The organism is Nocardia callitridis, assembly GCF_039543305.1.
GTDB classification, from domain to species: Bacteria; Actinomycetota; Actinomycetes; order Mycobacteriales; family Mycobacteriaceae; genus Nocardia; species Nocardia callitridis.
The window spans coordinates 346,774-367,933 of the sequence record NZ_BAABJM010000001.1 but is presented as its reverse complement, the minus strand read 5'-3'; the positions used below and the strand labels follow the sequence as shown (position 1 = coordinate 367,933).

Sequence of the window (21,160 nt, the reverse complement as noted above, 5' to 3'; positions counted from 1 at the left end):
GAAAAGCCTTGCGTCGGAGCGATTTCAGACTGCCCTTCGGCGCCCGCGCCGTGCGTCGCCGCCGCGTGCCGCGCGCGGCTGTGATCGATGCCTCCACCATGGGGAATCCCGGTGCGGACTGAGCTGAATCACAGTGTCGACGACGAGTCGAACGTCGGTGACTCGGCGAGTTCTCAACGCGATGCTGCCCGCCGACGGGTCGCGGTGTGATCGTGTGCGGCACGCCGACGCATCGAAATAGCAAATTGGCTGCAAACGGTGGGTTCAAGTGATGTGCTAAGGGTATAACCGGCCATGAAGTAGCCTCGGCAAACCGCCATGGCGCATTCGGATAGCGAAGGGAAGGGCATGTACACCTCCAGTTTGGCTATCGATTTCCAGCAGGGGCTATCGAGTGCGTGGAGTTCCATCGCCACGTTCGTCCCCAAGCTCGTCGGATTCATCATCATCCTGCTCATCGGCTGGATCATCGCGAAGGTCGTCTCGGCACTGGTCAGTCGCGTACTCGCGAAGGTCGGTTTCGATCGGCTCGTCGAGCGTGGCGGCATCAAGCGAGCGCTGGACCGCAGCGACTACGACGCCTCCGACATCCTCGCCAAGGTCGTGTACTACGCGATCCTGCTGATCGCCCTCCAAATGGGCTTCGGCACCTTCGGGGCCAATCCGGTCAGTGACATGCTCAACGCCATCGTCGGCTGGCTGCCGAAGCTGTTCGTCGCGCTCCTGATCGTCGTGATCGCGGGTGCCATCGCGCACGCCGTCAACGAGATGGTCGGCAGCATGCTCGGCGGCCTGTCCTACGGCGCGACCCTGGGCAAGATCGCCTCCGTGTTCATCTGGGGCATCGGCATCATCGCGGCGTTGAGCCAGGTCGGTGTGGCCGTTTCGGTCACAGCACCGATTCTCATCACCGTCCTCGCCACCATCGGCGGCATCATGATCGTCGGTGTCGGCGGCGGTCTGATCCGGCCGATGCAGCAGCGCTGGGAAGGCTGGCTCAGCGGGCTGGAAGAGGAGATGCCCGCGGTCAAGGGGCACGCGCAGGCCTTCCAACGTGGCCGTGAGGACGCCGATCGCGAGCAGCTGTGGCGTGAGCAGCACAACCGCGGCGGCCAAGCCCAGCCCGCGCAGGGCAGGCAGTGGGAAGACGAAGGCGTCGTGCAGGGCAGCGGTCGCTACACCCAGGGCGGCTACCAGCAGGGCGGCTCGTCGCGGCCGGAAGGCGGCCCGTCGCGGCCGGGCGGCCCGACTCGAGAAGGTGGGACCTCCGGTCAGCGTGGTGAGTACCCGAGGCCCGACTTCCCGCAGTCCGGGTACCCGCGTTCGGGCGACTACCCCGGCTTCCGTGAGCCCGGCGACCTGCGCTGAGTCGCGAGAGCTGAGCCGCGAGAACCGAGAATCATTGCGAGACAAGCGCGTCCGCCACGGTAAGCCGTGGCGGACGCGCTGCTTTTGTTCAGATGAGCTGGGTCAAGCCGGGGTTCGCCCCGTGGTGTAGCTGCTGGCGTGCAGGCACACACCCGCGAGGCGCAGATGCAGCCAGTTCGTCGTCAACCACTCGTCGACATCCAGCGGTGCGGGGTCGTGCAGCGCCGGAACGCTGCCGTCGGCAGGCTCGTCGGCCTGATCGAGCAACCCGCGCGCGTAACCGGCGAGCAGCACATTCGGCGGCACCTTGGTCGCGCCGTCGATGCCCATCGACAAGATGTCGCGGACAGCGGCGGCGTGCTGGTCGATGGCCGCCGACAGTGCGGGATGCTCGGCAGCGGCAGCAAAAGCCGGAACCCCGTGCGTCGCGTGTAGGCGGTTCAGAATCTTGCGTGCCGACACTTCGAGCAGCGCGGGGCCGAGCATAAACATGCCCTCAGGCTAGCAATCACGCAGCATTTATCAAACTGTGATCTTCTACTCAATTCGAAGGAGGTTGCTGTGGTTGCTCAGCAAATACTCGGCACGAGTTTCTTTGGTGGTGAATCGCTCTCGATGGTGAACGCCCGGTCACCGGGAGGACTCGGCTGCCGAGGGCGGATTCACCGAGCGCCGATGCTCACCGGAAAGCGTTGGCGTCGGTGAGTGCCTTGCCGAGGACCAGCTGGTGCACCTCCGCGGTGCCCTCGTAGGTGAGCACCGACTCCAGGTTGTTGGCATGACGCAACACCGGGTAATCCAGCGTGATGCCGTTGGCGCCGAGGATGGTGCGACATTCGCGCGCGATCGCGATGGCTTCGCGCGTGCTGTTGAGCTTGCCCGCACTGACCTGCTCGGGACTCACCTCGCCGCGATCCTTCAACCGGCCAAGATGCAGTGCCAACAGCTGACCCTTGCCGAATTCGAGCGCCATGTCGGCCAGCTTGGCCTGCGTGAGCTGATAGGCGGCCAACGGCTTGTCGAACACCTCACGGGTCCGCGCGTACTCGATCGTGGTCGCCAAACAATCACGCGCCGCCCCGAGCGCACCGAAGATGATGCCGAACCTGGCCTCGCTCAGGCAGCCCAGCGGCGCGGACAACCCACGCGACTCGGGCAGTACGGCATCGGCGGGCAATCGGACGTCGTCGAAGTCCAACTCCGCGGTCACCGAGGCGCGCAGCGACAGCTTGCGGTGCATCTCCCGTGCGGTGAATCCCGGGGTATCGGTCGGGACCAGGAAGCCGCGGACCGCAGGCTTGGCGTCGCCGTCCTCGGCGCGCGCCCACACCACCGCCACGTCCGCCACCGAGCCGTTGGTGATCCACATCTTCGAACCGTTGAGCACCCAGTCGTCGCCGTCGCGCTTGGCCCTGGTGCGCATGCCCGCGGGATTGGAACCGAAATCGGGTTCGGTGAGCCCGAAGCATCCCAGCGCGCGCCCCGCCGCCAGCTCCGGCAGCCACTGCTGCTTCTGCTCCTCGGAGCCGTACTTGTGAATCGCGGTCATCGCCAGCGACCCCTGCACCGACACCATGCTGCGCACCCCGGAATCGACCGCCTCCAACTCCTGGCAGGCAAGTCCGTAGGTGGTCGCGGAAAGTCCCGCGCAGCCATAGCCCTCGAGATGCATGCCGAAAAGGCCGAGCCTGCCGAGTTCGGGTGCGAGCTCGCGTGCGGGGAAGATGCCCGACTCGAACCAGTCGGCGACGTGTGGGCGCAGGCGCTGCGTCGCGAATGCGGCGACGGTGTCGCGGATCTCCCGCTCGTCTTCGGTCACCAGGGCATCGATCGCGAACAATTCTTCGACAGTCACCATGCCGCCAGCCTAGGTCCGAACCCCGCGTTCGGGGGCGCCCTTGCGGCGACGAATTCGCTATCACCCCACCGGGAAGCTGTCACGAAAACGCGCCAATTAGTCTGTGGCTATGAGTGAGCTGGGATTCTCGACCCGTGCCGTGCATGCGGGTTTCGACCCCGATCCGTTGACCGGCGCGGTGAACGTGCCGATCTACGCGAGCTCCACCTTCGCCCAGGACGGCGTCGGTGGGTTGCGCGGCGGTTTCGAATACGGTCGCACCGGAAATCCGACCCGCACCGCGCTGGAGGTCAACCTCGCCGCGCTGGAATCGGGTAGCTACGGCCGGAGCTTCGCCTCCGGCATGGCCGCCACCGACTGTGCGTTGCGCGCACTACTTCGCCCCGGGGACCACATCGTCATCCCCGACGACGCCTACGGTGGCACCTTCCGTCTGATCGACAAGGTGTTCAGCGAGTGGGGCATCGAGCACTCACCCGCCCACGTCTTCGACGTCGATGAAATGCGCGCCGCCATTCGCCCGAACACCAAGCTGGTGTGGATCGAAACCCCCACCAATCCACTGCTCAATATCGGCGACATCCCCGCACTGGCCGAGGTGGCCCACGAAGCCGGCGCCAAGCTGGTCGTCGACAACACCTTCGCGACCCCGTACTTGCAGCAGCCGCTGCTGCTCGGCGCCGATATCGTGCTGCACTCCACCACCAAATATCTCGGTGGCCACTCCGATGTCATCGGAGGCGCCCTGATCACCGACGACCCCGAACTCGACGCGGCATTCGCGTTCCTGCAGAACGGTGCGGGCGCGGTCGGCGGCCCGTTCGACGCGTTCCTTACTCTGCGGGGCACCAAAACGCTCGCGGTGCGGATGGATCGGCACTGCGACAATGCGGAATCGCTGGTCGAGTACCTCGGCAAGCATCCAGCCATCTCGCACGTGCTCTACCCCGGCCTCGCCGAACACCCCGGGCACGCGGTCGCCGACAAGCAGATGCGCCGCTTCGGCGGCATGATCTCGGTGCGCCTGCGTGGTGGTGCCGCGGCGGCGCAGGGGTTCTGCGCGCGAACCAAGGTGTTCACCCTGGCCGAATCGCTCGGTGGCGTGGAATCGCTGATCGAGCACCCCGCCGCCATGACGCACGCGTCGACTGCGGGATCGGTACTCGAGGTCCCCGACGACCTGGTTCGGCTGTCGGTCGGCATCGAGGACGCGAGCGACCTGCTCGCCGATGTCGAGCAAGCGCTGGCGTAACCCGAAAGTAGGCGAGGAACCAGATGAACGAGCGGCCGCACCGGAGACTCCGGTGCGGCCGCTGTTGTTCCGGGAGAACCGGGCCAGGCGAACGCCTACGGCCCGAGGTGTCAGCTGTGGTAGGGCTCGGCGCTGACCAGCGTGACCTTCATGAGATTGCCATTGGGCAGCTTGTACTCCCTGGTGTCGCCGACCTTGGCATCGATCAGCGCGCCGCCCAGCGGCGAGCTCGGGGAGTAGGTCTCCAGCTTGGAATCGTTCAAGCCCTCTTCCCGCGTGGCGATCAGGAAGGTCTCGGTGTCGGATTCGTCGCCGTCGTAGTAGACCTTGACTACCGAACCGGGGAGTGCCACACCGGCTTTCGTCGGCGCTACGCCGACTTTCGCGTTGTTGAGCAGCTCTTGCAGCTGGCGAATACGCGCCTCCTGCTGACCCTGCTCCTCGCGCGCGGCGTGGTAGCCACCGTTCTCCTTGAGGTCGCCTTCTTCGCGACGCTCATTGATCTCGGCGGCGATGACGGGACGATTGGCGATGAGCGCGTCGAGTTCGCCCTTGAGCCTGTCGTGCGACTCCGGGGTCAACCAGGTCACTTGCGTCTCGGTCATCTCGATCACTCCCTAGTAGTTGTTCCCGGCGAACCGGGATTCCTGATCACCGACGCGACGTCTACCCGGAGGCAGACGCGCGCCAGCCGACGGCTAGAGCAATCCTGGGAAGTTCAGCGAACCCCGACAGGCCCTAGTTCCGGGCGGTCGCGAGACAACCGTGTTCTAGGCGAACTCGGCAACCTCTCGTGTAGTCCGAAACGACAGCGCTGGCCGTCAATGCAGCAAACACGGCTCCGAGCCCCGGAACCGTGTGTGGAGCCATTTTAGCATGAATCATAAATATGCAGGTCGGAGTTAATTTCTCGCCAGACATGACGCGACGACGATGCTGAATTCCGCCCGACGGGGGCTCCGCGGCGCGCGTGCGGACGACCGCAGACGACCGCAGACGACCGCGGACGACCCAGGAATTCAGATCACTGCGCGCGTAAGTAGTCCGGAACCTGCTCGCTGCAGGCGAAGATGTCGCCCGCCGAAGGACGCGACGTGGAGCGCACGGTGGTGGTGAGTTGGACGGTGCTCGTGGGCGACGGCTCGATCAGCACCTCGCGGCGGCCCACCTCGTTGCTGTCCCGGTCCATCGCACGGACCAGGCACACCACGGGACGCTGCGGGTCGGCCCTTGTCACCTTGATGTTCACGGTGAGCGTGGAATCATCGACAACGGTGTAGCCGAGTTGCTCGGGCTCGATCTGCTTGGGCCCGAAGTTGCGGTAGCCGACATAGGCGATGGCGAGGCCGACGACCACCACGACCACGCCGAGCGCCGCGGCGATCCACCTGCGGCGGACCGGTGGCGGCGCACCGTATCGGTCGGTCTGGCGCGACGCCGTCGTCGTGGCGGCGCCGTGCACGTCACCGGCGGTTTCCGGCGCGGGATCGCTCATGGCTTTTCGCTCCAGGGGGGTATGTCGGAACAAATGCGGGTCGGATGGAACTATAGGGAACGACGATCGGACACCTGGCGGTGGAGAGCATGAGGTCAAGACGGTGAGTGATGAGGTGAACGAGACGTGAGCGGTCTTCGGCTCATGGCGGTGCACGCCCATCCCGACGACGAGTCCAGCAAGGGCGCCGCGACGATGGCCCGGTACGCGGACGAGGGCAACGAGGTTCTCGTTGTCACGCTGACCGGCGGCGAGCGCGGAAGCATCCTGAATCCGGCGATGGACACCCCGGGTGTGCTGGACCGGATCAACGAGATCCGGCGCGAGGAAATGGCGGCCGCGGCGAGTGCGCTCGGCGTCCGTCAGCACTGGCTCGGATTCGTGGATTCCGGTCTGCCGGAAGGTGATCCGCTGCCACCGCTGCCGGAAGGGTGTTTCGCGTTGGTTCCGCTCGAGGAATCCACCGAAGCGTTGGTTCGTGTCGTGCGGGAATTCAAGCCGCACGTGATGACCACCTACGACGAGACCGGCGGCTACCCGCACCCCGACCACATTCGCTGCCACGAGGTGTCGGTCGCGGCGTTCGAGGCGGCGGGCGATCCCGAGCGGTTCCCCGATGCGGGCGAGCCGTGGACACCGTTGAAGCTGTATTACGACCGCGGGTTCAGCCAACAGCGGATGGAAGCGTTCGCGGGCGAGTACGAACGCAATGGCGAACCGTTCCCGATGCAGGAATGGCTCGAGCGCGTGCGCAAGCACCGCTCCGAGCGCGGCGACACGACCGCGGCGCGGGTGACCACCAGGATCGACTGCGCCAAGTACTTCCCGCAGCGTGACGACGCCCTGCGCGCGCACGCCACCCAGATCGACCCGAACGGGGTCTTCTTCGCGATTCCGATGGAGTTGCAGCAACGGCTGTGGCCGACCGAGGAGTTCGAACTGGCCGTCAGTAGGGTCGGTGCGGTGGAGTCGTTGGTACCCGAAACCGACCTGTTCGCCGGTATCGAAGACGAGCGCCGCTGATGTTGATCACACTGCTCGCCCAGGGCACCGGTGAGCCGACCGGACCCGAATTCGGCAAGGCCTCGCCGTTCGGCCTCGTCCTCGTCGTCATCTTGTTGGCAGGGACGGTGCTGCTCGTTCGTTCGATGAACAAGCACATCAAGAAGCTGCCGGAGACCTTCGAACCCGAGCACCCCGAGCCGGATCAGGAGGCCGACGAGGGCACCGAGCACGGCGTCGCGCGGGAGCCGGACGACGAGGTGCGCGGTGATGCGGACACGGCGGAAAAGGCGGACAGCGCCGAGCCGGAGAAACGAGCGGGTTCGGCCTGACTCCGCAGGAGGGGTTGGTGCCGCGGCGGTCCTGTGCGACGCAGGCTCACGCGATCCGCTGTCAAGAGGGGATAACCGCGACGGTCGCGCCATCAGGGCGCGATTACTCCGGGTCGGCCCGAGTGCGCTTGGCCACCCTGTGGAACCGCGCCGGTGTGCGTTCGCCCTGATCCGCGACCGAACTGCTGATTATCGGGTGAAGATGGGGGCGGATCGCGGTCGCTATCGGGTTGCTCGCCGACTACCGTCATCGAACGGCGATCGCGAGCACACTGTCGGCAACTGCTGTTGAGCTTCTCGGTGAACGATTCCGCTTTCATAACACCTGTCCGTGTGGCTGCCAGCTGTGGTTACCTATGCAGCCACACACTCGACGCGAAGGATGCTGATGGACTATGTGATCGGACAGATCGACCGCGCACTCGACGTGAACAGTGCCGTCGTCGCCGCGCTCGACAGCGGCAACCTGGATGCGCCGACGCCGCGCCAGGACTGGGATGTGCGTACCGAGCTCAACCACACCATCGGCACCATGCACATCTTCGCGGCCGTGCTGAGCGGTACCTACTCCGGCGCGGAACGGGAGTCCGATTGGCTCGGTGGTGACCCACGCGGCGCCTACGCCGCGGCCGCCGAGATCGACCGCGCCGCCTGGCATCGGCCGGACGTGCTCGACAGTGTGATCCGGCACCCCGCGGGTACGTTGCCCGCGCCGAGGGCCGCGCTGCTGCATTGGGCGGAGCTGACAACGCACGGTGTCGATATCGCCATCGCGATCGGTCGACCCGATCTCGCCGACAACGCATTGTGCGCCGAACTGCTCGACACCTTGCAAGCAGAGGGCGGCATCGACGAGTTCCGTGGATCGGGCTTGTTCGGCGCCGAAGTGCCTGCCGTGCCGAGCGATCCCGGTCATCGGCGACTGTTGGCTTACGTCGGTCGAGCGCTGTTGAGCTCGACGACCTGAGCGCGCGACCCCCCGGCGGCTGGATCAATCGGCGCACCTGTTGGTAGCGACGTCGATCACGCCGCCGGGGACCGGTGCACCGAGCAGCAGCCATCGGACCCGCTTCTCGGCTCTGGCTCACGGCCGGTAATCGAGGGTGTTGCGGCGCAACGCCAATGCCGCGCCGCAACGCCAACGCCGCGCGCAAACTGACGCCGGCGGCCGTTGTTCACGTCGGTTGCGGCGGTTCGAAATCGGCGAAGTCGAAGCCTGGTGAGACAACACAGCTGACCAGGGCCTCGTCCGCGTCGCCAGCGAGCGGCTCGGCGCTCTGCCACCGGCCTGCCGGGACCAGTACTTGCGGCCGTTGGCCCGCGAGTACATCACCGCCGAGGATGCGCGGCGCCGAGGCGCTCGGCTGTGGGCCGTCGCCGCCCAGCGTCATGGCGAGTGGGAGACCGGCGTGCCACAACCACAGCTCGTCGGAGCGCACGCGGTGCCACGCGGACTGTTCGCCGCGCCTGAGCACGTAGTAGATCGCTGTCCCCGCCGCGCGCGTCCCGTGATAACCCTCGGGGGTGAACGTGTGGGTACTTCGCCAGGTCTCGCGGAACCATCCGCCCTCGGGATGCGGCAGCAGATCCAGCGAGTCGAGCAGCGGCGAGCGGTGTTCGAGGCCGACGTAGGCGCCGGTGACATCCCTACGCGCATAGCGGATTTCGATGATCGCGGCACGCTCGATCGGCCCGTAGACGTGCGGAAACAGCAAACCGTCTCCGGCGAGCGACGCGGCATCGGCACGCTCCCGCCGGATCGGTGCGCTGATTTTCGCCGGATCGAGCAGCAGCGCCACCATGGGTTCTTGCTCGTCGCGCAAGGCCGTGTTCGCCACCCGCAGCATCGTCGACTCGTCCGGTGAACAGTGCACGAAACCCTCGGTGGCCAGGGATGCGGAGGTAATCGCCTCCTCGGAGGATCGTAGGTCGGACAAGCGCAGCATGTGGACGATCGGATCGGTCGACATGAACCCAATCTACCCAGTAGCACTCAGGTTTCGCGGGTTGCCGACAGTCGCGGACGGTGCCGCTCAGGTCGTTGCCCCCGCACCCGATCCGACAGGTCTACCCTGGCTCGCATGGGCAGATTGAGCGACGCGACGTCGCCCTACCTTCGTCAACATGCCGCCAATCCCGTGGACTGGTGGCCATGGGGAAAGGAGGCGATCGCCGAGGCACAGCAGCGGGATGTCCCCATTCTGCTGTCGATCGGCTACGCCTCCTGTCACTGGTGCCATGTGATGGCACACGAGTCCTTCGAAGACACCGCCACCGCCGAGCTGATGAACGAGAACTTCGTCTGCGTCAAGGTGGACCGCGAGGAGCGGCCCGATCTGGACGCGGTGTACATGAACGCGACCGTCGCGATGACCGGCCAGGGCGGCTGGCCGATGACCTGCTTCCTCACGCCGACGGGGGAGCCGTTCTACTGCGGTACCTATTATCCCAAGCAGCCGCGCGGCGGGATGCCCTCGTTCACCCAATTGCTCACCGCGGTCACCGAGACCTGGCAGCAGCGTCGCGACGAGGTAGACCAGGCATCGGCGCAGGTCGCCGCCGCGCTACGCGAGCAGGCCGCAGGACTGCCCGACGCCGAGTTCACGATCAACGTCGAGCTGCTCGACCAGGCCGTCGCCGCGATCCTGCGCGACGAGGACCCCACGCACGGCGGATTCGGTGGCGCACCGAAGTTTCCGCCGTCAGCGTTGCTTGAAGGGCTGCTACGCAGCTGGGAACGCACCGGCGACGCCACGGTGTTCGACACGGTCGCCCGTACCGCCGACGCGATGGCTCGCGGCGGCATCTACGACCAGCTGCGTGGCGGCTTCGCCCGCTACAGCGTCGACACCGCCTGGGTGGTACCGCATTTCGAGAAGATGCTCTACGACAACGCCCAATTGTTGCGTGTGTACGCCCATCTGGCACGGCGGAATCCATCGTCGGCGGCGGAATCGTTGGCGCACCGGGTTACTCGGGAGACCGCGCAGTTCCTGCTGGACGATCTCGGTACCGAACACGGCGGGTTCGCCTCAGGACTGGACGCCGACACCCACCTCGAGCCGGGTAAGCCAGGGGTGGAGGGCGCGACCTATGTCTGGACGCCCGCCGAGTTGGCCGGTGAGCTCGGGCCCGCCGACGGCGCATGGGTCGCCGAGGTTTTCGGCATCACCACCGAGGGCAACTTCGAGCACGGCACCTCGGTACCGACCCGCTACCAGGACCCCGATGACCTCGCGCGTCTCGACCGTGTCCGAGCCGGACTGCGCGAGGTGCGCGATCGGCGCCCGCAACCGGCGCGCGACGACAAGGTGGTTACCGCGTGGAACGGGATGGCGATCGTCGCGCTCGCCGAGGCGGGAGCGGTGTTCCAGCGCGATGATTGGCTCGCCGCCGCCGCGCGCTGTGCGCGTTTCCTGTTGTCCGAGCACGTGATCGACGGCCGTCTGCGCCGCACCTCGCTCGATGGTGTCGCGGGCGCCTCCTCCGGTGTGCTCGAGGACTACGCGTGGTTGGCCACCGGGCTGCTCGCGCTGCATCAGGCGACCGGTGGCCGAACCTGGTTGGAAGACGCGCAAGAGCTGCTCGACACCGCGATCGCACGCTTCGCGGACCAGGAGACGCCGGGCAACTGGTTCGACACCGCCGACGATGCCGAAACCCTCGTGGCTCGTCCGCGCGACCCGATCGACGGCGCCACCCCCTCGGGGGCGTCATCCTTGGCGGAGGCCCTGCTCACCGCCGCGGCCGCCAGCGACCCCGAACGGGAGCTGCGATACCGAGAGTTGGCCGACCACACACTGACTCGCGGCGCGGTGGTGCTCGCGCGGGCGTCGAGATCGGCGGGACACTGGTTGACCGTCGCCGAGGCGGCTGTGCGTGGCCCGGTGCAGGTGGCGATCGCCACGGGTGAGTCCGCCGACGAGGCCGCGACCTTGCTGTCGGAGGCGCGTGTCGGCGCGCCGGGCGGCGCGCTCGTCCTCGCCGCGGTGCCGGATTCGGTGCCGATGCTCGCGGATCGACCACTGCTCGACGGTGCTGCCGCCGCCTACGTGTGTCGCGGTGTGGTGTGCGATCGCCCGGTAACGACCGTCGACGAGTTGCGTGTGGCGCTGTCGAGAAAGTAAGCGGAGGGCTCTGTGAGTTGGTCCCCGGAAGGTGGACTGAGAATTTCAGTTCCGATCTCTGGGTAGCTGTTTCACGCGTGCCCGACGTTCGTTGTCCGAGCCCCAGCGTCTGGCGGTAGCGTTGTTCGAGTCCAGCTCGGGGGAGTCGGTCGCGGGCTTCGCCGGTGGTGAAGTACGTCGACAGTTGTTCGAGGACCTATTCGTTTTCCGCTGCCGCGGTGCGTATTTCGATCACCGGATTATCCCCCGTGCTCGGCCCGTTCGTGGTGCTGCCGGGCTTGTCGTCGGGTGCGGCGGCGTGGCCGTCGAGGTCGGTCCAACACTCGGTGGGCTCGGTCATGCCGCGCAGCACGAGGGTGTCGTAGCGCAGCCACGCGGCGCGTTCTTCCGCTGCCGCGGCGTCGATCACCGCGCCGCTCACCAGGATCCGGTGTGGCACCTGTTTGGCCGCGGTAGTCAGGCGCGCCGCCTCGTTCACCGCGTCGCCGATGACGGTGTACTCCGAGCGGAGCTCCGAGCCGACGTCGCCCGCGAACACCTGGCCGTGGGCGACGCCGATGCCGATGTCGAGTTCGCCGGTGGTCAGTACCTCGTCGCGGATGCGGCGGGCCGCGCGCAAGGCGGCGGTGGCGTTGTCGCGCAGGGCGATCGGTGCGCCGAAGACGCACAGTGCCGCGTCGCCTTCGAACTTGTTGACCAGCCCTCGGTTCTCCTCGGTCGCCGCGATGACGGTCGAGAGCAACCGGTTGAGTTTGGCCACGAATTCCTGTGGAGTGAGCCCGGAGGACAGCTCGACCGAGCCGGTGACATCGATGAACAGTGCGGTCACCACCCGCACATCGCCGGTGAGATCCACCCCGCCACGCAATGCCCGCTCGGCCACCTCGGCGCCGACATGGCGGCCGAACACATCGCGCATGCGTTGGCGCTCACGCAGATTGGCGGCGAGTTCATTGGCCGAGTTCTCCAGTCGGCCGATCTCGCTGGTGCTGCCGACCGGCACCCGCACGGTCAGATCACCATGGGCGATCTGGTCGAGTGCGCGGCGCAGGGTGCGCATCGGTGCGGCGACGGCGCGCGCGAGGAACGAGGTAGCCAGCGCGCCGACCCCGAGGCCGACCACCGACAGGTAGATCGCCGCCCTGATCCGGTCGGGTGCGGCGGCGGCTGGATCGGCGAGCACGACGATGAGGATGAGCATCGGCAGCGCGCCCGCGACCGCCCAGGTGACAACGACCCTGGCCAGCACCGACGAACTCCAGTGCATGGTCGCGCCGAGCACCCCGGCTACCACCGGGATGGTCGGGCGGATCAGGCGATCGACGATCAGCAAGGTCACCGCCGCCGATTCGAGCGCGCCGAGGGTGAACAACGACGCGGTCACCGCGGGGTTGTTCTCCGGGGTGAGCTGCGCGAACAGGATCGTCGCGATGATCACGCCGGGAAACCACAGCGCGAGCGCGCGCAGCGTGATGGCGATCGGCAGGCGCAGCAATCGGCGCGCCTCGACCCCGGTCGGCTTACGTCCGCTGTCGAGCCACCCGAAGTACACGGTGCGGTCGCGGATCGCCAGACCGACACCCAGCAGGAACCCCACCGTCGGGTAGATCCCGACCAGTGCCAGCGCCCGCAGCCAATCCGGGCCGAGGCGGCTCAGGAACCCGCTGAGCCACAGCTGCATGACGATCACCGCGAGCCCGCTGAGGTTGGCGGTGATCACCACCGCGGCCAATCCCGCGCGCGCCTTCAGTGCCCAGAGCACCAGTCGCGCGATCATCGTGCGACCTGCCGTGTGGGTGCGAACACGCTGCGCGACACCGTGAATACGCGTCGCGACGCCGGGTACGTGCCGCCGCGGTGCAGGGGCGAGCCACCGGCGGTGCGTGCTCCCGAACCCGGTGCGCCCGGGATCCGCGCTGTCGCCCGTGCGCCGCGCTCGATCGTCGGTGTCGTCATCGCGTCGGCCGCTGCCTCTCGTCCTCTCGTCGTAGGACAGTATCGCGGGTCGACATCCGCGCCTGCGCAGCACCGGGGAGCCAGGTGAAATTGCGCACGGTTCAGTGCAATACGACCAGCCACACCGCGACGTAGTGGGTGAGCGCGGCCAGCACGGTGGCGGCGTGGAAGAACTCGTGGTGCCCGAATGTCGTCGGCCAGGGATTGGGCCACTTGGTGGCATAGAGGATCGCGCCGCCGCTGTAGATCACGCCGCCGATGAGCAGCAGGATCAAGGGTGCGAGGCCGACGTGGTCGAGCAGGCGCCCGACGACCGGCACGATCGCCCAGCCGAGTAGCAGATACAGCGGCACCCCGACCCAGCGTGGCGCGGTCGGCCACAGCAGTTTCAACGCGACGCCAGCCAACGCGCCCGCCCACACCACGATCAGGAGTGTCACCCCGGTGCGGCCGGGTAGACCCAGCAGCGCGAAAGGGGTATAGCTGCCCGCGATGAACAGGAAGATCATCGAGTGGTCGGCGCGTTTCATCCTGACGCGAGTGCGCACCGACGCCCAGGTGATCCGGTGGTAGACCGCGCTGATACCGAACAGGAAGCAGACGGTGAGCCCGTAGATCGTGGTCGACCATCCCGCCGTTGCCGAGACGGTCGCGGCCTCGGCGATCAGCACGATCACCGCGGCCGCGGCGATACCGACCGCCCAGGTGTGGATCCAGCCGCGCATGCTCGGCTTGCCGAGGGGGGTCGTTGGCACGGAATCCGAATCGGCGGGGTCGGCCGAAGGGTGGAGTGTGCTCGTTCCGTCAATGGGGCTTGCGCCGGTGTGGTCGATCGGTGACGACACGAGCTACCTCCTGGTTTGAACTAGCCAGTAACTTACTACTCCGTAAGTTACGTGACCGTAAGTTTCTGACGGTTCTCACTTTACCGGGAAACGCGGTCGGCGCCGAGGCCGTCTCGGCGGGGCGTAGGGTTGCCCGCGTGGAGCTTCCGAGTCAGGTGCGGGGTCTGCCGTATCGCTTCTACGAGGCACGGCTGTCCAAGCAGCTCGTAGGCAGTCAGCATCCCCGCCACGTCGCGGTGATGTGCGACGGTAATCGCCGGTGGGCGCGGGAAAACGGGTTCACCGATGTCAGCCACGGCCATCGCGTCGGCGCGCTGAAGATCGCCGAACTCGTGGGGTGGTGCGCGGATCAAGGCATCGAGATGGTCACCGTGTACCTGTTGTCCACCGAGAATCTGCGCCGCGATCCCGAGGAACTCGAGACGCTGTTCGAGGTGATCACCGACGTCGTCGAGGAACTGTCGGCGCCGGAGCAGAACTGGAGCGTGCGCATCGTCGGCTCGCTCGAGGGCTTCCCCGAGCTGATCGCCAAGCGGCTACGCACCGCCGCCGAGTACACCGAGGGCCGCGACGGCGTCCACGTCAATGTCGCGGTCGGCTACGGCGGCAGGCAGGAGATCACCGACGCGGTGCGTTCGCTCATGCGGCAGGAGATCGCCGCAGGGGAGACCGGCGAGGATCTGGTGCAGTCGGTCACCGTGAACGCGATCGGGCAGCACCTGTACACCTCCGGTCAGCCCGACCCCGATCTGGTCATCCGGACCTCCGGCGAACAGCGTTTATCCGGATTCCTGTTGTGGCAGAGCGCCTATTCGGAGATCTGGTTCACCGAGGCGTACTGGCCGGAATTCCGGCGGGTGGATTTCCTGCGCGCCTTACGTGACTTCGCCGCGCGACATCGCCGTTTCGGTATTTGAATCGAAAATGTAAGCGTAATCACAACTTTCGCAGCCGCAGGCGATTGATCGTGTGATCGGCGTCCTTCCGCAGGACGAGGGTCGCGCGGGGGCGCGTCGGCAGAATATTCTCCACGAGATTGGGTCGGTTCGTGGAGTTCCAGATCTCCTTGGCCGTGGCGCTGGCCTGTTCATCGGTGAAATTCGCGTAGTGGTGAAAATGTGCCTCCGGGTTCGCGAAGCCCGTCGCGCGCAGCGCGAGAAACCTTTTCACATACCACTTTTCGATGTCCTCGATGCGTGCGTCCACGTAGATCGAGAAGTCGAACAGGTCCGAAACCATCAGCCGGGGGCCGGTCTGCAACACGTTGAGGCCCTCGACGATGAGTATGTCCGGCTGGCGCACACAGTGCTGCTCACCGGGCACGATGTCGTAGGAGATGTGTGAGTACACCGGCGCGCACACCTCCTCGGCGCCCGATTTCACCTCCGTGACGAAGCGCAACAGCTTGCGGCGGTCGTAGCTTTCCGGGAAGCCCTTGCGCTCCATGATCGAGCGACGGACGAGTTCGGCTGTGGGATACAGAAATCCGTCGGTCGTGACCAGGTCGACGCGCGGATGATGATCCCAGCGGGCCAGCAGCGCCTGGAGCACGCGCGCGGTGGTCGACTTGCCGACCGCGACGCTGCCCGCCACCCCGATCACGAAGGGCACCTGCTTGTCGGGGTGGGCCTCGCCGAGGAAGGTGGCCGTTGCGGCGAAAAGCCGCTGTCTGGCCGCGACCTGAAGATGGATCAACCGGGCGAGCGGCAGATAGACCTCGGCGACTTCCTCGAGATCGATCTGCTCGCCGAGCCCGCGCAGGCCGCGCAGTTCCTCTTCGGTGAGTACCAGTGGAGTCGACTTCCGCAGCTTGCGCCACTGCTTACGGTCGAATTCCACATACGGACTCGGCTCGCTCATTCGTGCCATTTACCCGACGCTCCCGTTCGGCAAACACGCACAGATACGCTGCCCGCGCTGTGGGATTCGATCCAACTCTCGCCGCATAACCGAATTCTGCTCCGCGCCCATACGGCGTCGAATAAGGGGGTGCCACTACCGGCCGGTAGCAGATGGCGTTACCGGTAGTGGGCTGCGGTGATCGGTGTGGGTGCCGGTCATCGACCGCGCGCGGAAAAGCGAATTCCGTGACGGTGCGGGGGTTTCCGTGCATACCTGTGTGCCGTGGAAATCTCGCCGGGAATTCCGGTCTTCCTCGACGGTCGGGCTCAATTGTCCAGAGATGTGAATCACATTTTGCGTTCGATAGTGTGTGTTGTGCCACACATTGATCGTCGGTGATTGTTCGACCGAGACGGGTCGGGGAACCGCAGGCTCGTGAGGGGATGCGGGATGGGGGCGGCTCTCAGTACCGCGATCATGGCTGAGCCGGTGGGGCGGCCCTACTGAATGGTGAAGCACCCCTGCCCGGAGGACAGGCCGCACACCAGCGCGGACAGCTTCAGCAGTAATGCCTGGATCGGATCGCTCGGTACGACGGTCGGCTGGATCATGGGAATCGCCTCCTTGGACGGGGTGGTCACCAGGTACACCGCTTGCCGGAGGGTGGTCATTACATCGAGCGGGGTGGTGATCTGCGAGATCGTTCCTCGGCCACGGCGCACCCGGGTGTGCTTGGCCGAGTCCATCGGGTAGTCAGCCGCTCAACCCGCCGATCGTCGGTGAACCGCAGCCCAATAGACTGTGGCGGTGACGCAGACGACCGCCTCTGTCAATAGCCAATCGCTCGGTGAGCTCGACCCGGAGCTCGCCGCCGCCATGGCGGGTGAGCTCGATCGTGAGCGCGACACTCTCGAGATGATCGCGTCGGAGAACTTCGTGCCACGCGCCGTGCTGCAAGCACAGGGCAGCGTGCTCACCAACAAGTACGCCGAGGGCTACCCGGGTCGTCGCTACTACGGCGGCTGCGAGCACGTCGACGTCGTCGAGACCCTCGCCCGTGACCGCGCGAAGGAACTCTTCGGCGCCGAATTCGCCAATGTGCAGCCACATTCCGGCGCGCAGGCGAACGCCGCGGTGCTGATGTCGCTGATGAACCCCGGCGAGAAGCTGCTCGGCCTCGACCTCGCGCACGGCGGCCACCTCACCCACGGCATGCGGCTGAACTTCTCCGGCAAGCTGTATGAGGTGCACTCCTACGGGGTGAACAAGGACGATCACCGCATCGACATGGACGAGCTGCGCTCGATCGCGCTCGAGGCACGCCCCAAGGTGATCGTGGCCGGTTGGTCGGCTTACCCGCGGCATCAGGATTTCGCCGCGTTCCGGTCAATCGCCGACGAGGTCGGCGCCTACCTGTGGGTGGACATGGCGCACTTCGCCGGTCTGGTCGCGGCGGGCCTGCACCCCTCACCGGTGCCCTACGCCGACGTGGTGTCCTCCACCGTGCACAAGACCCTCGGCGGCCCGCGCTCCGGCCTGATCCTGGCCAAGCAGGAATTCGCCAAGAAGCTCAACAGCTCGGTGTTCCCCGGCCAGCAGGGCGGCCCACTGATGCACGCGATCGCCGCCAAGGCCGTCGCATTCAAGATCGCGGCCGGTGCCGAGTTCAAGGACCGCCAAGAGCGCACCCTGTCGGGCGCGAAGATCCTCGCCGAGCGCCTCACCGGCGCCGACGTGCGGGACAAGGGTGTCAGCGTGCTGACCGGTGGCACCGACGTGCACCTGGTGCTGGTAGACCTGCGTAACTCCGACCTCGACGGCCAGCAGGCCGAGGATCTGCTGCACGAGGTAGGGATCACGGTGAACCGCAACGCCGTCCCCTTCGACCCCCGCCCCCCGATGACCACCTCCGGCCTGCGCATCGGCACCGCCGCCCTCGCCACCCGAGGCTTCGGCGACCCCGAATTCACCGAGGTCGCCGACATCATCGCCACCGCCCTCGGCGGCGGCGCCGACCTCGACACCCTCCGCTCCCGCGTGAGCACCCTCGCCAAGTCGGTGCCGCTGTACGACGGTCTGGAGGATTGGCGCCTGCTCGGCTGAGCGGCCCCAAACCAAGATCACCAGGACGCTACAGGCGAGTAATGCGGTAGGTACCGCACTGGTGCCCTGCTGATCTTGTTTGGTCCACGCCTGTATCGGCGAGTCAGGCGTCTAGCCGGAGTTTGGCTCGTGCGGTCGACTCGTCCACGTAGCGGATGATGTCGGCGGTGGTTGCGGGGCGGATCATCAGTGCTCGGTTTGCGGGGGCCTCGCAGTAGCGGCCGTCGGGGGTGTCGATCCAGCGTAGGCGGCCGGTGCGTGGTGGGGTGGCGTTGCGGGGGCCGGGTAGGACGGTGATGGTGCCTCTGGTGTCGTGGGGTTGCGACCAAAATCGCCGGTAGCGTTGTTTCACCTCGCGCGAGGGTGCGTTCTGGAACGGGTCGGGGCGTTCGTCGTTGAGATCTTCCAGGAGGAAACGTTTTTCGCCGGTGTCGCCCGGTGGTGTGTCCGGGAGCAGGCGTGCGAGTTCGGTGGTCAACTGGTCGACGCGGCAGCGGCGCAACCGCACCTTTCCGCCGTCGGGTGCTGGCCGTTGTTCGGCGATGATCGCGGAGCCCGCGCGGGTTCCGCAGCCGATGGCGCGCAGCTCCGAGCCGCCGTCCGCGGAGCGGTAACCGAGCAGTTCGATGCGCCAATCCGGTTGGGCGAGGACCGAAATCGCGCGCCGGAGTGGTCGGCGATGTTCGGCCGCCAAGTCGGCTGCGAATTGCCGGTGGAATTCTTGGTATTCGTTGCGGCTGTGGAATCGGCTGGTGAAACGGAACGGGTACGGCAACCGATCCAAGCCCGTTCCGAACCAGGCCGCCGCGAACTGCTCGGCGGACAGCGTCCACTGCGCGGTCGTCATTCGGCGCCGATCACCGGCGGCACCGTCGGTTCCACTTCGCCGAGCAGTTCGCGCGCGTGTTCCTCGGTCCGCAGGAATTTCGGCCCCTTGCGCTTCTCGTCGGCCGTATTCAGCGGGATACTCGGCGCGACCGCACCCGAATAGCCCGCTGGGCCAGTTGTGTTCGGGCGCAGCGGCGTCGAGTTCGGTGCGTTGCCCTGCGTACTCGCGGCCGATCCGGGTGGCACCGACCGTGAGGTACCCGGCTGTGGCTCGACGGATTGGCCAGGCCCGCCCACCGGTGGTGCTGCACCGAGTGTCGATGCTCCGCCGGGAACGCCGATGCCCTCCGCCGGAGCGGACCAGCTCGGCGCACCTACCGGTGGCATCGAGGTCGGCGCCGCGAAGCCCGCGCCCGGGACGAATCCCGGTGCCGCGCCGGGTGCCGCCGCCGGTGCGAAGGGGCCGGAAAGTGCGGACACTTGTTGCGGCGCAGCACCTGCCGCTGTCGTATTGGTCGCGCCAGGTACATCGTTGGCGTCACCGCGCATGGCGTCTTTCGTCGACCCCGGCGCAGCGTCGAGCCGATCGTCGCCGCTCTCGGACCCGTCCGTGTGCGCGGTGAAGCGATCATCGTCGGTGTTCGCCGCCCCCGCATCGGTGCCGCGGGTGCTCGACTCGCCGCCGGATGCCTCGTCCGTGGCCTCGTCATCGCCGTGTGATTCAGAACCTTTGCCCCCCAGGGCTTTGTCACTGCCCGACTCGGAATCTCGCGACTCCCGGTCGCCGTGACTGTTGGATCCGGTGTGCTCCGTGGTCTTCTCGCTGCCGGATCCCTCCCGCGACGAATCCTTGGACCCGGTACTCGACGAACCTGTCGCGGTGTCCTGCGCATCCCTGTCGCCGCTACCCGCGCTCCCACGTACCCGTTGCGAACCGTGCCCCTCGGTATCCGAACTCCCGTCAGCGGCCGCACCCGCCCGCGAGCCGAGCAACGCGCCCTGGGTATCGGAACCGTCGGTGTCCGAACCACTCCCGCGCGCACCCCGCAGCCCGTTCGACGCGCCGTCCTCGGTGCGGCGACCACCGGTGACCCCGGCGACCGTGGTTTGTTCGCCCCCGCCGAGCGGTGGCGGCAGCAACGGAATACCCTGTGCGACCTGCCCGTAAGGCTGAATGTAATGGGTAATCATATCGTCGCGCGCTTGCTCCTCACGGCTGTTGCGTGAGCCGGACGAGTTATCCGAGGATTCCCCGACATTCGGGATGGCCGCCTTGAATTTCGTTGCCGCCGCGGCCGCCGCGCTCAGTGGCGCGGCCTGTGCGCCGAGCGCTTCGGCGAATTCGCCGAGCCGCGCTGCGTAGTCGCGCACCCCCGAGGCGGCGCTGTCGGCGGCCACGCCTTCCCAATGTTGCTCCATCACACGACCGACCGCGTCCGCGAATCTGCTTCCCGCGTCGGACACCGTCGTCGCGATGGTCGACCATGTCTGGAGTGCGCCGGTGAGGTCGGCCGGGTTCATCTGGTCGGCTGCCCGTGCGATCTCGGTGAACGAAAAGCTGTGCGCGTTCTCAGGATTCGTGATCGCCCCGTCGTCGTACTGTCTCATGCTCGTTCCCCCGTCGTGGTCGGCCCGTGGTCGGGCAGCGCGGCACTCATGCGGTGATCTCCCGCAATCGCGCGGCGAAGTCCGCGTCGACGCGTTGATAGCTTTCGCAGGCCGCGTGGAACATCGCCCTGATGTCCTCGGCCACCGCGAGGTATTGCTCGACCGTGTCGTTCGCGTTGTTCGCGCCGCCGAATGCCTTGTCCCGGAACAGCCGCACCAGCTCGACCGCGGAGAACAACCGCGGATTCTGCTCGCCGAGTCCCCAGGTGGCTTGCGCGCCGAGCGCGCGAGCGTCGTCGCGCGCGCGGGTGAGTCGAGCGATGAGTTCCTCGCACGCCTTGTCGATATCGACGAACCCCTGCGGGTCCATGCGCACCCGCAACGACCCCGCCTTCGCGGCATCGGTATAGCCGGGGAAGGGACTACCCGCCCCCGGCTCGGTAGCCGTCGCCGCTTCCGTACTGGTCTTCACCATGGCACCGCCCCTTACCGTCAGTGGTGTTCGATCTGTATAGACGCGACCCACCCCCGGTTCGGTTCCCTC

General features: G+C 66.8%; 20 protein-coding genes and 1 pseudogene. 8 read left to right on the top strand and 13 right to left on the bottom strand.

Features of this window, described 5'->3' with window-relative positions:
* Positions 1-348 precede the first annotated feature (348 nt).
* The gene (locus tag ABEA50_RS01675; RefSeq protein WP_345493180.1) at positions 349-1,368 is read left to right on the top strand and encodes a mechanosensitive ion channel family protein; all 1,020 of its coding nucleotides are present in this window, start codon (positions 349-351) and stop codon (positions 1,366-1,368) included.
* Between the two features lie 102 nt (positions 1,369-1,470).
* On the opposite strand, the gene ABEA50_RS01670 is transcribed toward ABEA50_RS01675, so the two are convergent.
* Positions 1,471-1,860 carry a DUF6401 family natural product biosynthesis protein gene (locus tag ABEA50_RS01670; RefSeq protein WP_345493179.1) on the bottom strand — a complete coding sequence of 130 codons (390 nt, stop codon included), beginning with the start codon at positions 1,858-1,860 and terminating at the stop codon, positions 1,471-1,473.
* Positions 1,861-2,047: 187 nt separating this feature from the next.
* The gene (locus tag ABEA50_RS01665; protein WP_345493178.1) at positions 2,048-3,226 is read right to left on the bottom strand and encodes an acyl-CoA dehydrogenase family protein; all 1,179 of its coding nucleotides are present in this window, start codon (positions 3,224-3,226) and stop codon (positions 2,048-2,050) included.
* 109 nt (positions 3,227-3,335) lie between these two features.
* Here ABEA50_RS01665 and ABEA50_RS01660 point away from each other — a divergent pair, with 109 nt between their 5' ends.
* The gene (locus ABEA50_RS01660) at positions 3,336-4,478 is read left to right on the top strand and encodes a cystathionine gamma-synthase (protein WP_345493177.1); all 1,143 of its coding nucleotides are present in this window, start codon (positions 3,336-3,338) and stop codon (positions 4,476-4,478) included.
* Positions 4,479-4,588: 110 nt separating this feature from the next.
* Here ABEA50_RS01660 and greA read toward each other — a convergent pair whose 3' ends face one another.
* Together greA and ABEA50_RS01650 are read right to left on the bottom strand one after the other, a co-directional pair.
* A complete protein-coding gene (greA, locus tag ABEA50_RS01655; protein WP_345493176.1) occupies positions 4,589-5,083 on the bottom strand; it encodes a transcription elongation factor GreA in 495 nt (164 codons plus the stop codon).
* A 419-nt stretch (positions 5,084-5,502) separates the two neighbouring features.
* Positions 5,503-5,973: a DUF4307 domain-containing protein gene (locus ABEA50_RS01650; RefSeq protein WP_345493175.1), complete on the bottom strand. Its 471-nt coding sequence runs from the start codon at positions 5,971-5,973 to the stop codon at positions 5,503-5,505.
* Positions 5,974-6,099: 126 nt separating this feature from the next.
* Here ABEA50_RS01650 and mca point away from each other — a divergent pair, with 126 nt between their 5' ends.
* The 3 genes from mca (at position 6,100) to ABEA50_RS01635 (ending at position 8,274) form a co-directional block, all read left to right on the top strand.
* Positions 6,100-6,996, top strand: a complete 897-nt coding sequence (gene mca, locus ABEA50_RS01645) for a mycothiol conjugate amidase Mca (RefSeq protein WP_345493174.1) — start codon at positions 6,100-6,102, stop codon at positions 6,994-6,996.
* Entirely contained in the window at positions 6,996-7,307 is a 312-nt protein-coding gene (locus ABEA50_RS01640) for a hypothetical protein (RefSeq protein WP_345493173.1), read from the top strand. The genes mca and ABEA50_RS01640 overlap by 1 nt, the downstream gene beginning before the upstream one ends.
* Before the next feature lie 388 nt (positions 7,308-7,695).
* Entirely contained in the window at positions 7,696-8,274 is a 579-nt protein-coding gene (locus ABEA50_RS01635; protein WP_345493172.1) for a TIGR03086 family metal-binding protein, read from the top strand.
* A 208-nt stretch (positions 8,275-8,482) separates the two neighbouring features.
* Here ABEA50_RS01635 and ABEA50_RS01630 read toward each other — a convergent pair whose 3' ends face one another.
* Entirely contained in the window at positions 8,483-8,911 is a 429-nt protein-coding gene (locus ABEA50_RS01630) for a cupin domain-containing protein (protein ID WP_345494606.1), read from the bottom strand.
* Between the two features lie 72 nt (positions 8,912-8,983).
* Positions 8,984-9,253 (bottom strand): annotated as a pseudogene (locus ABEA50_RS01625) (DUF952 domain-containing protein); the annotation flags it as partial.
* Positions 9,254-9,388: 135 nt separating this feature from the next.
* Between ABEA50_RS01625 and ABEA50_RS01620 the strand changes: the two are divergent.
* On the top strand, positions 9,389-11,434 hold the full coding sequence (locus ABEA50_RS01620) for a thioredoxin domain-containing protein (protein ID WP_345493171.1): 2,046 nt from the start codon (positions 9,389-9,391) through the stop codon (positions 11,432-11,434).
* Positions 11,435-11,630: 196 nt separating this feature from the next.
* Here the strand turns inward: ABEA50_RS01620 and ABEA50_RS01615 are convergent, their stop codons facing one another.
* Both ABEA50_RS01615 and trhA read right to left on the bottom strand, forming a co-directional pair.
* Positions 11,631-13,211, bottom strand: a complete 1,581-nt coding sequence (locus ABEA50_RS01615; RefSeq protein WP_345493170.1) for an adenylate/guanylate cyclase domain-containing protein — start codon at positions 13,209-13,211, stop codon at positions 11,631-11,633.
* Positions 13,212-13,491: 280 nt separating this feature from the next.
* A complete protein-coding gene (gene trhA / locus ABEA50_RS01610) occupies positions 13,492-14,115 on the bottom strand; it encodes a PAQR family membrane homeostasis protein TrhA (RefSeq protein WP_345494604.1) in 624 nt (207 codons plus the stop codon).
* Positions 14,116-14,372: 257 nt separating this feature from the next.
* On the opposite strand from trhA, the gene ABEA50_RS01605 reads away from it, so the two are divergent.
* Positions 14,373-15,152, top strand: coding sequence for an isoprenyl transferase (locus tag ABEA50_RS01605; RefSeq protein WP_345493169.1), 780 nt, complete (start codon positions 14,373-14,375; stop codon positions 15,150-15,152).
* Positions 15,153-15,171: 19 nt separating this feature from the next.
* On the opposite strand, the gene coaA is transcribed toward ABEA50_RS01605, so the two are convergent.
* Both coaA and ABEA50_RS01595 read right to left on the bottom strand, forming a co-directional pair.
* Positions 15,172-16,104, bottom strand: a complete 933-nt coding sequence (gene coaA / locus ABEA50_RS01600) for a type I pantothenate kinase (RefSeq protein WP_345493168.1) — start codon at positions 16,102-16,104, stop codon at positions 15,172-15,174.
* Between the two features lie 473 nt (positions 16,105-16,577).
* Positions 16,578-16,823, bottom strand: coding sequence for a hypothetical protein (locus ABEA50_RS01595; RefSeq protein ID WP_345493167.1), 246 nt, complete (start codon positions 16,821-16,823; stop codon positions 16,578-16,580).
* A 61-nt stretch (positions 16,824-16,884) separates the two neighbouring features.
* On the opposite strand from ABEA50_RS01595, the gene glyA reads away from it, so the two are divergent.
* Positions 16,885-18,180, top strand: a complete 1,296-nt coding sequence (gene glyA, locus ABEA50_RS01590; protein ID WP_345493166.1) for a serine hydroxymethyltransferase — start codon at positions 16,885-16,887, stop codon at positions 18,178-18,180.
* Positions 18,181-18,283: 103 nt separating this feature from the next.
* On the opposite strand, the gene ABEA50_RS01585 is transcribed toward glyA, so the two are convergent.
* From ABEA50_RS01585 to ABEA50_RS01575, 3 genes are read right to left on the bottom strand one after another with little or no spacing between them, the layout of a single operon-like run.
* Positions 18,284-19,027 carry an ESX secretion-associated protein EspG gene (locus ABEA50_RS01585; protein ID WP_345493165.1) on the bottom strand — a complete coding sequence of 248 codons (744 nt, stop codon included), beginning with the start codon at positions 19,025-19,027 and terminating at the stop codon, positions 18,284-18,286.
* On the bottom strand, positions 19,024-20,616 hold the full coding sequence (locus ABEA50_RS01580) for a PPE domain-containing protein (protein ID WP_345493164.1): 1,593 nt from the start codon (positions 20,614-20,616) through the stop codon (positions 19,024-19,026). The genes ABEA50_RS01585 and ABEA50_RS01580 overlap by 4 nt, the downstream gene beginning before the upstream one ends.
* Before the next feature lie 46 nt (positions 20,617-20,662).
* Complete coding sequence (locus ABEA50_RS01575) at positions 20,663-21,091, bottom strand: hypothetical protein (protein WP_345493163.1); 429 nt, start codon at positions 21,089-21,091, stop codon at positions 20,663-20,665.
* Between the last annotated feature and the right edge of the window lie 69 nt (positions 21,092-21,160).

Bases quoted from the DNA above. Each gene is read 5' to 3' on its own strand.
- ABEA50_RS01595 (WP_345493167.1), bottom strand. From the start codon at position 16,823: ATGGACTCGGCCAAGCACACCCGGGTGCGCCGTGGCCGAGGAACGATC.
- ABEA50_RS01615 (WP_345493170.1), bottom strand. From the start codon at position 13,211: ATGATCGCGCGACTGGTGCTCTGGGCACTGAAGGCGCGCGCGGGATTG.
- coaA (WP_345493168.1), bottom strand. From the start codon at position 16,104: ATGGCACGAATGAGCGAGCCGAGTCCGTATGTGGAATTCGACCGTAAG.
- ABEA50_RS01650 (WP_345493175.1), bottom strand. From the start codon at position 5,973: ATGAGCGATCCCGCGCCGGAAACCGCCGGTGACGTGCACGGCGCCGCC.
- ABEA50_RS01665 (WP_345493178.1), bottom strand. From the start codon at position 3,226: ATGGTGACTGTCGAAGAATTGTTCGCGATCGATGCCCTGGTGACCGAA.
- ABEA50_RS01675 (WP_345493180.1), top strand. From the start codon at position 349: ATGTACACCTCCAGTTTGGCTATCGATTTCCAGCAGGGGCTATCGAGT.
- ABEA50_RS01635 (WP_345493172.1), top strand. From the start codon at position 7,696: ATGGACTATGTGATCGGACAGATCGACCGCGCACTCGACGTGAACAGT.
- ABEA50_RS01575 (WP_345493163.1), bottom strand. From the start codon at position 21,091: ATGGTGAAGACCAGTACGGAAGCGGCGACGGCTACCGAGCCGGGGGCG.
- ABEA50_RS01620 (WP_345493171.1), top strand. From the start codon at position 9,389: ATGGGCAGATTGAGCGACGCGACGTCGCCCTACCTTCGTCAACATGCC.
- ABEA50_RS01660 (WP_345493177.1), top strand. From the start codon at position 3,336: ATGAGTGAGCTGGGATTCTCGACCCGTGCCGTGCATGCGGGTTTCGAC.
- ABEA50_RS01670 (WP_345493179.1), bottom strand. From the start codon at position 1,860: ATGTTTATGCTCGGCCCCGCGCTGCTCGAAGTGTCGGCACGCAAGATT.
- ABEA50_RS01585 (WP_345493165.1), bottom strand. From the start codon at position 19,027: ATGACGACCGCGCAGTGGACGCTGTCCGCCGAGCAGTTCGCGGCGGCC.
- greA (WP_345493176.1), bottom strand. From the start codon at position 5,083: ATGACCGAGACGCAAGTGACCTGGTTGACCCCGGAGTCGCACGACAGG.
- ABEA50_RS01580 (WP_345493164.1), bottom strand. From the start codon at position 20,616: ATGAGACAGTACGACGACGGGGCGATCACGAATCCTGAGAACGCGCAC.
- trhA (WP_345494604.1), bottom strand. From the start codon at position 14,115: ATGCGCGGCTGGATCCACACCTGGGCGGTCGGTATCGCCGCGGCCGCG.
- ABEA50_RS01640 (WP_345493173.1), top strand. From the start codon at position 6,996: ATGTTGATCACACTGCTCGCCCAGGGCACCGGTGAGCCGACCGGACCC.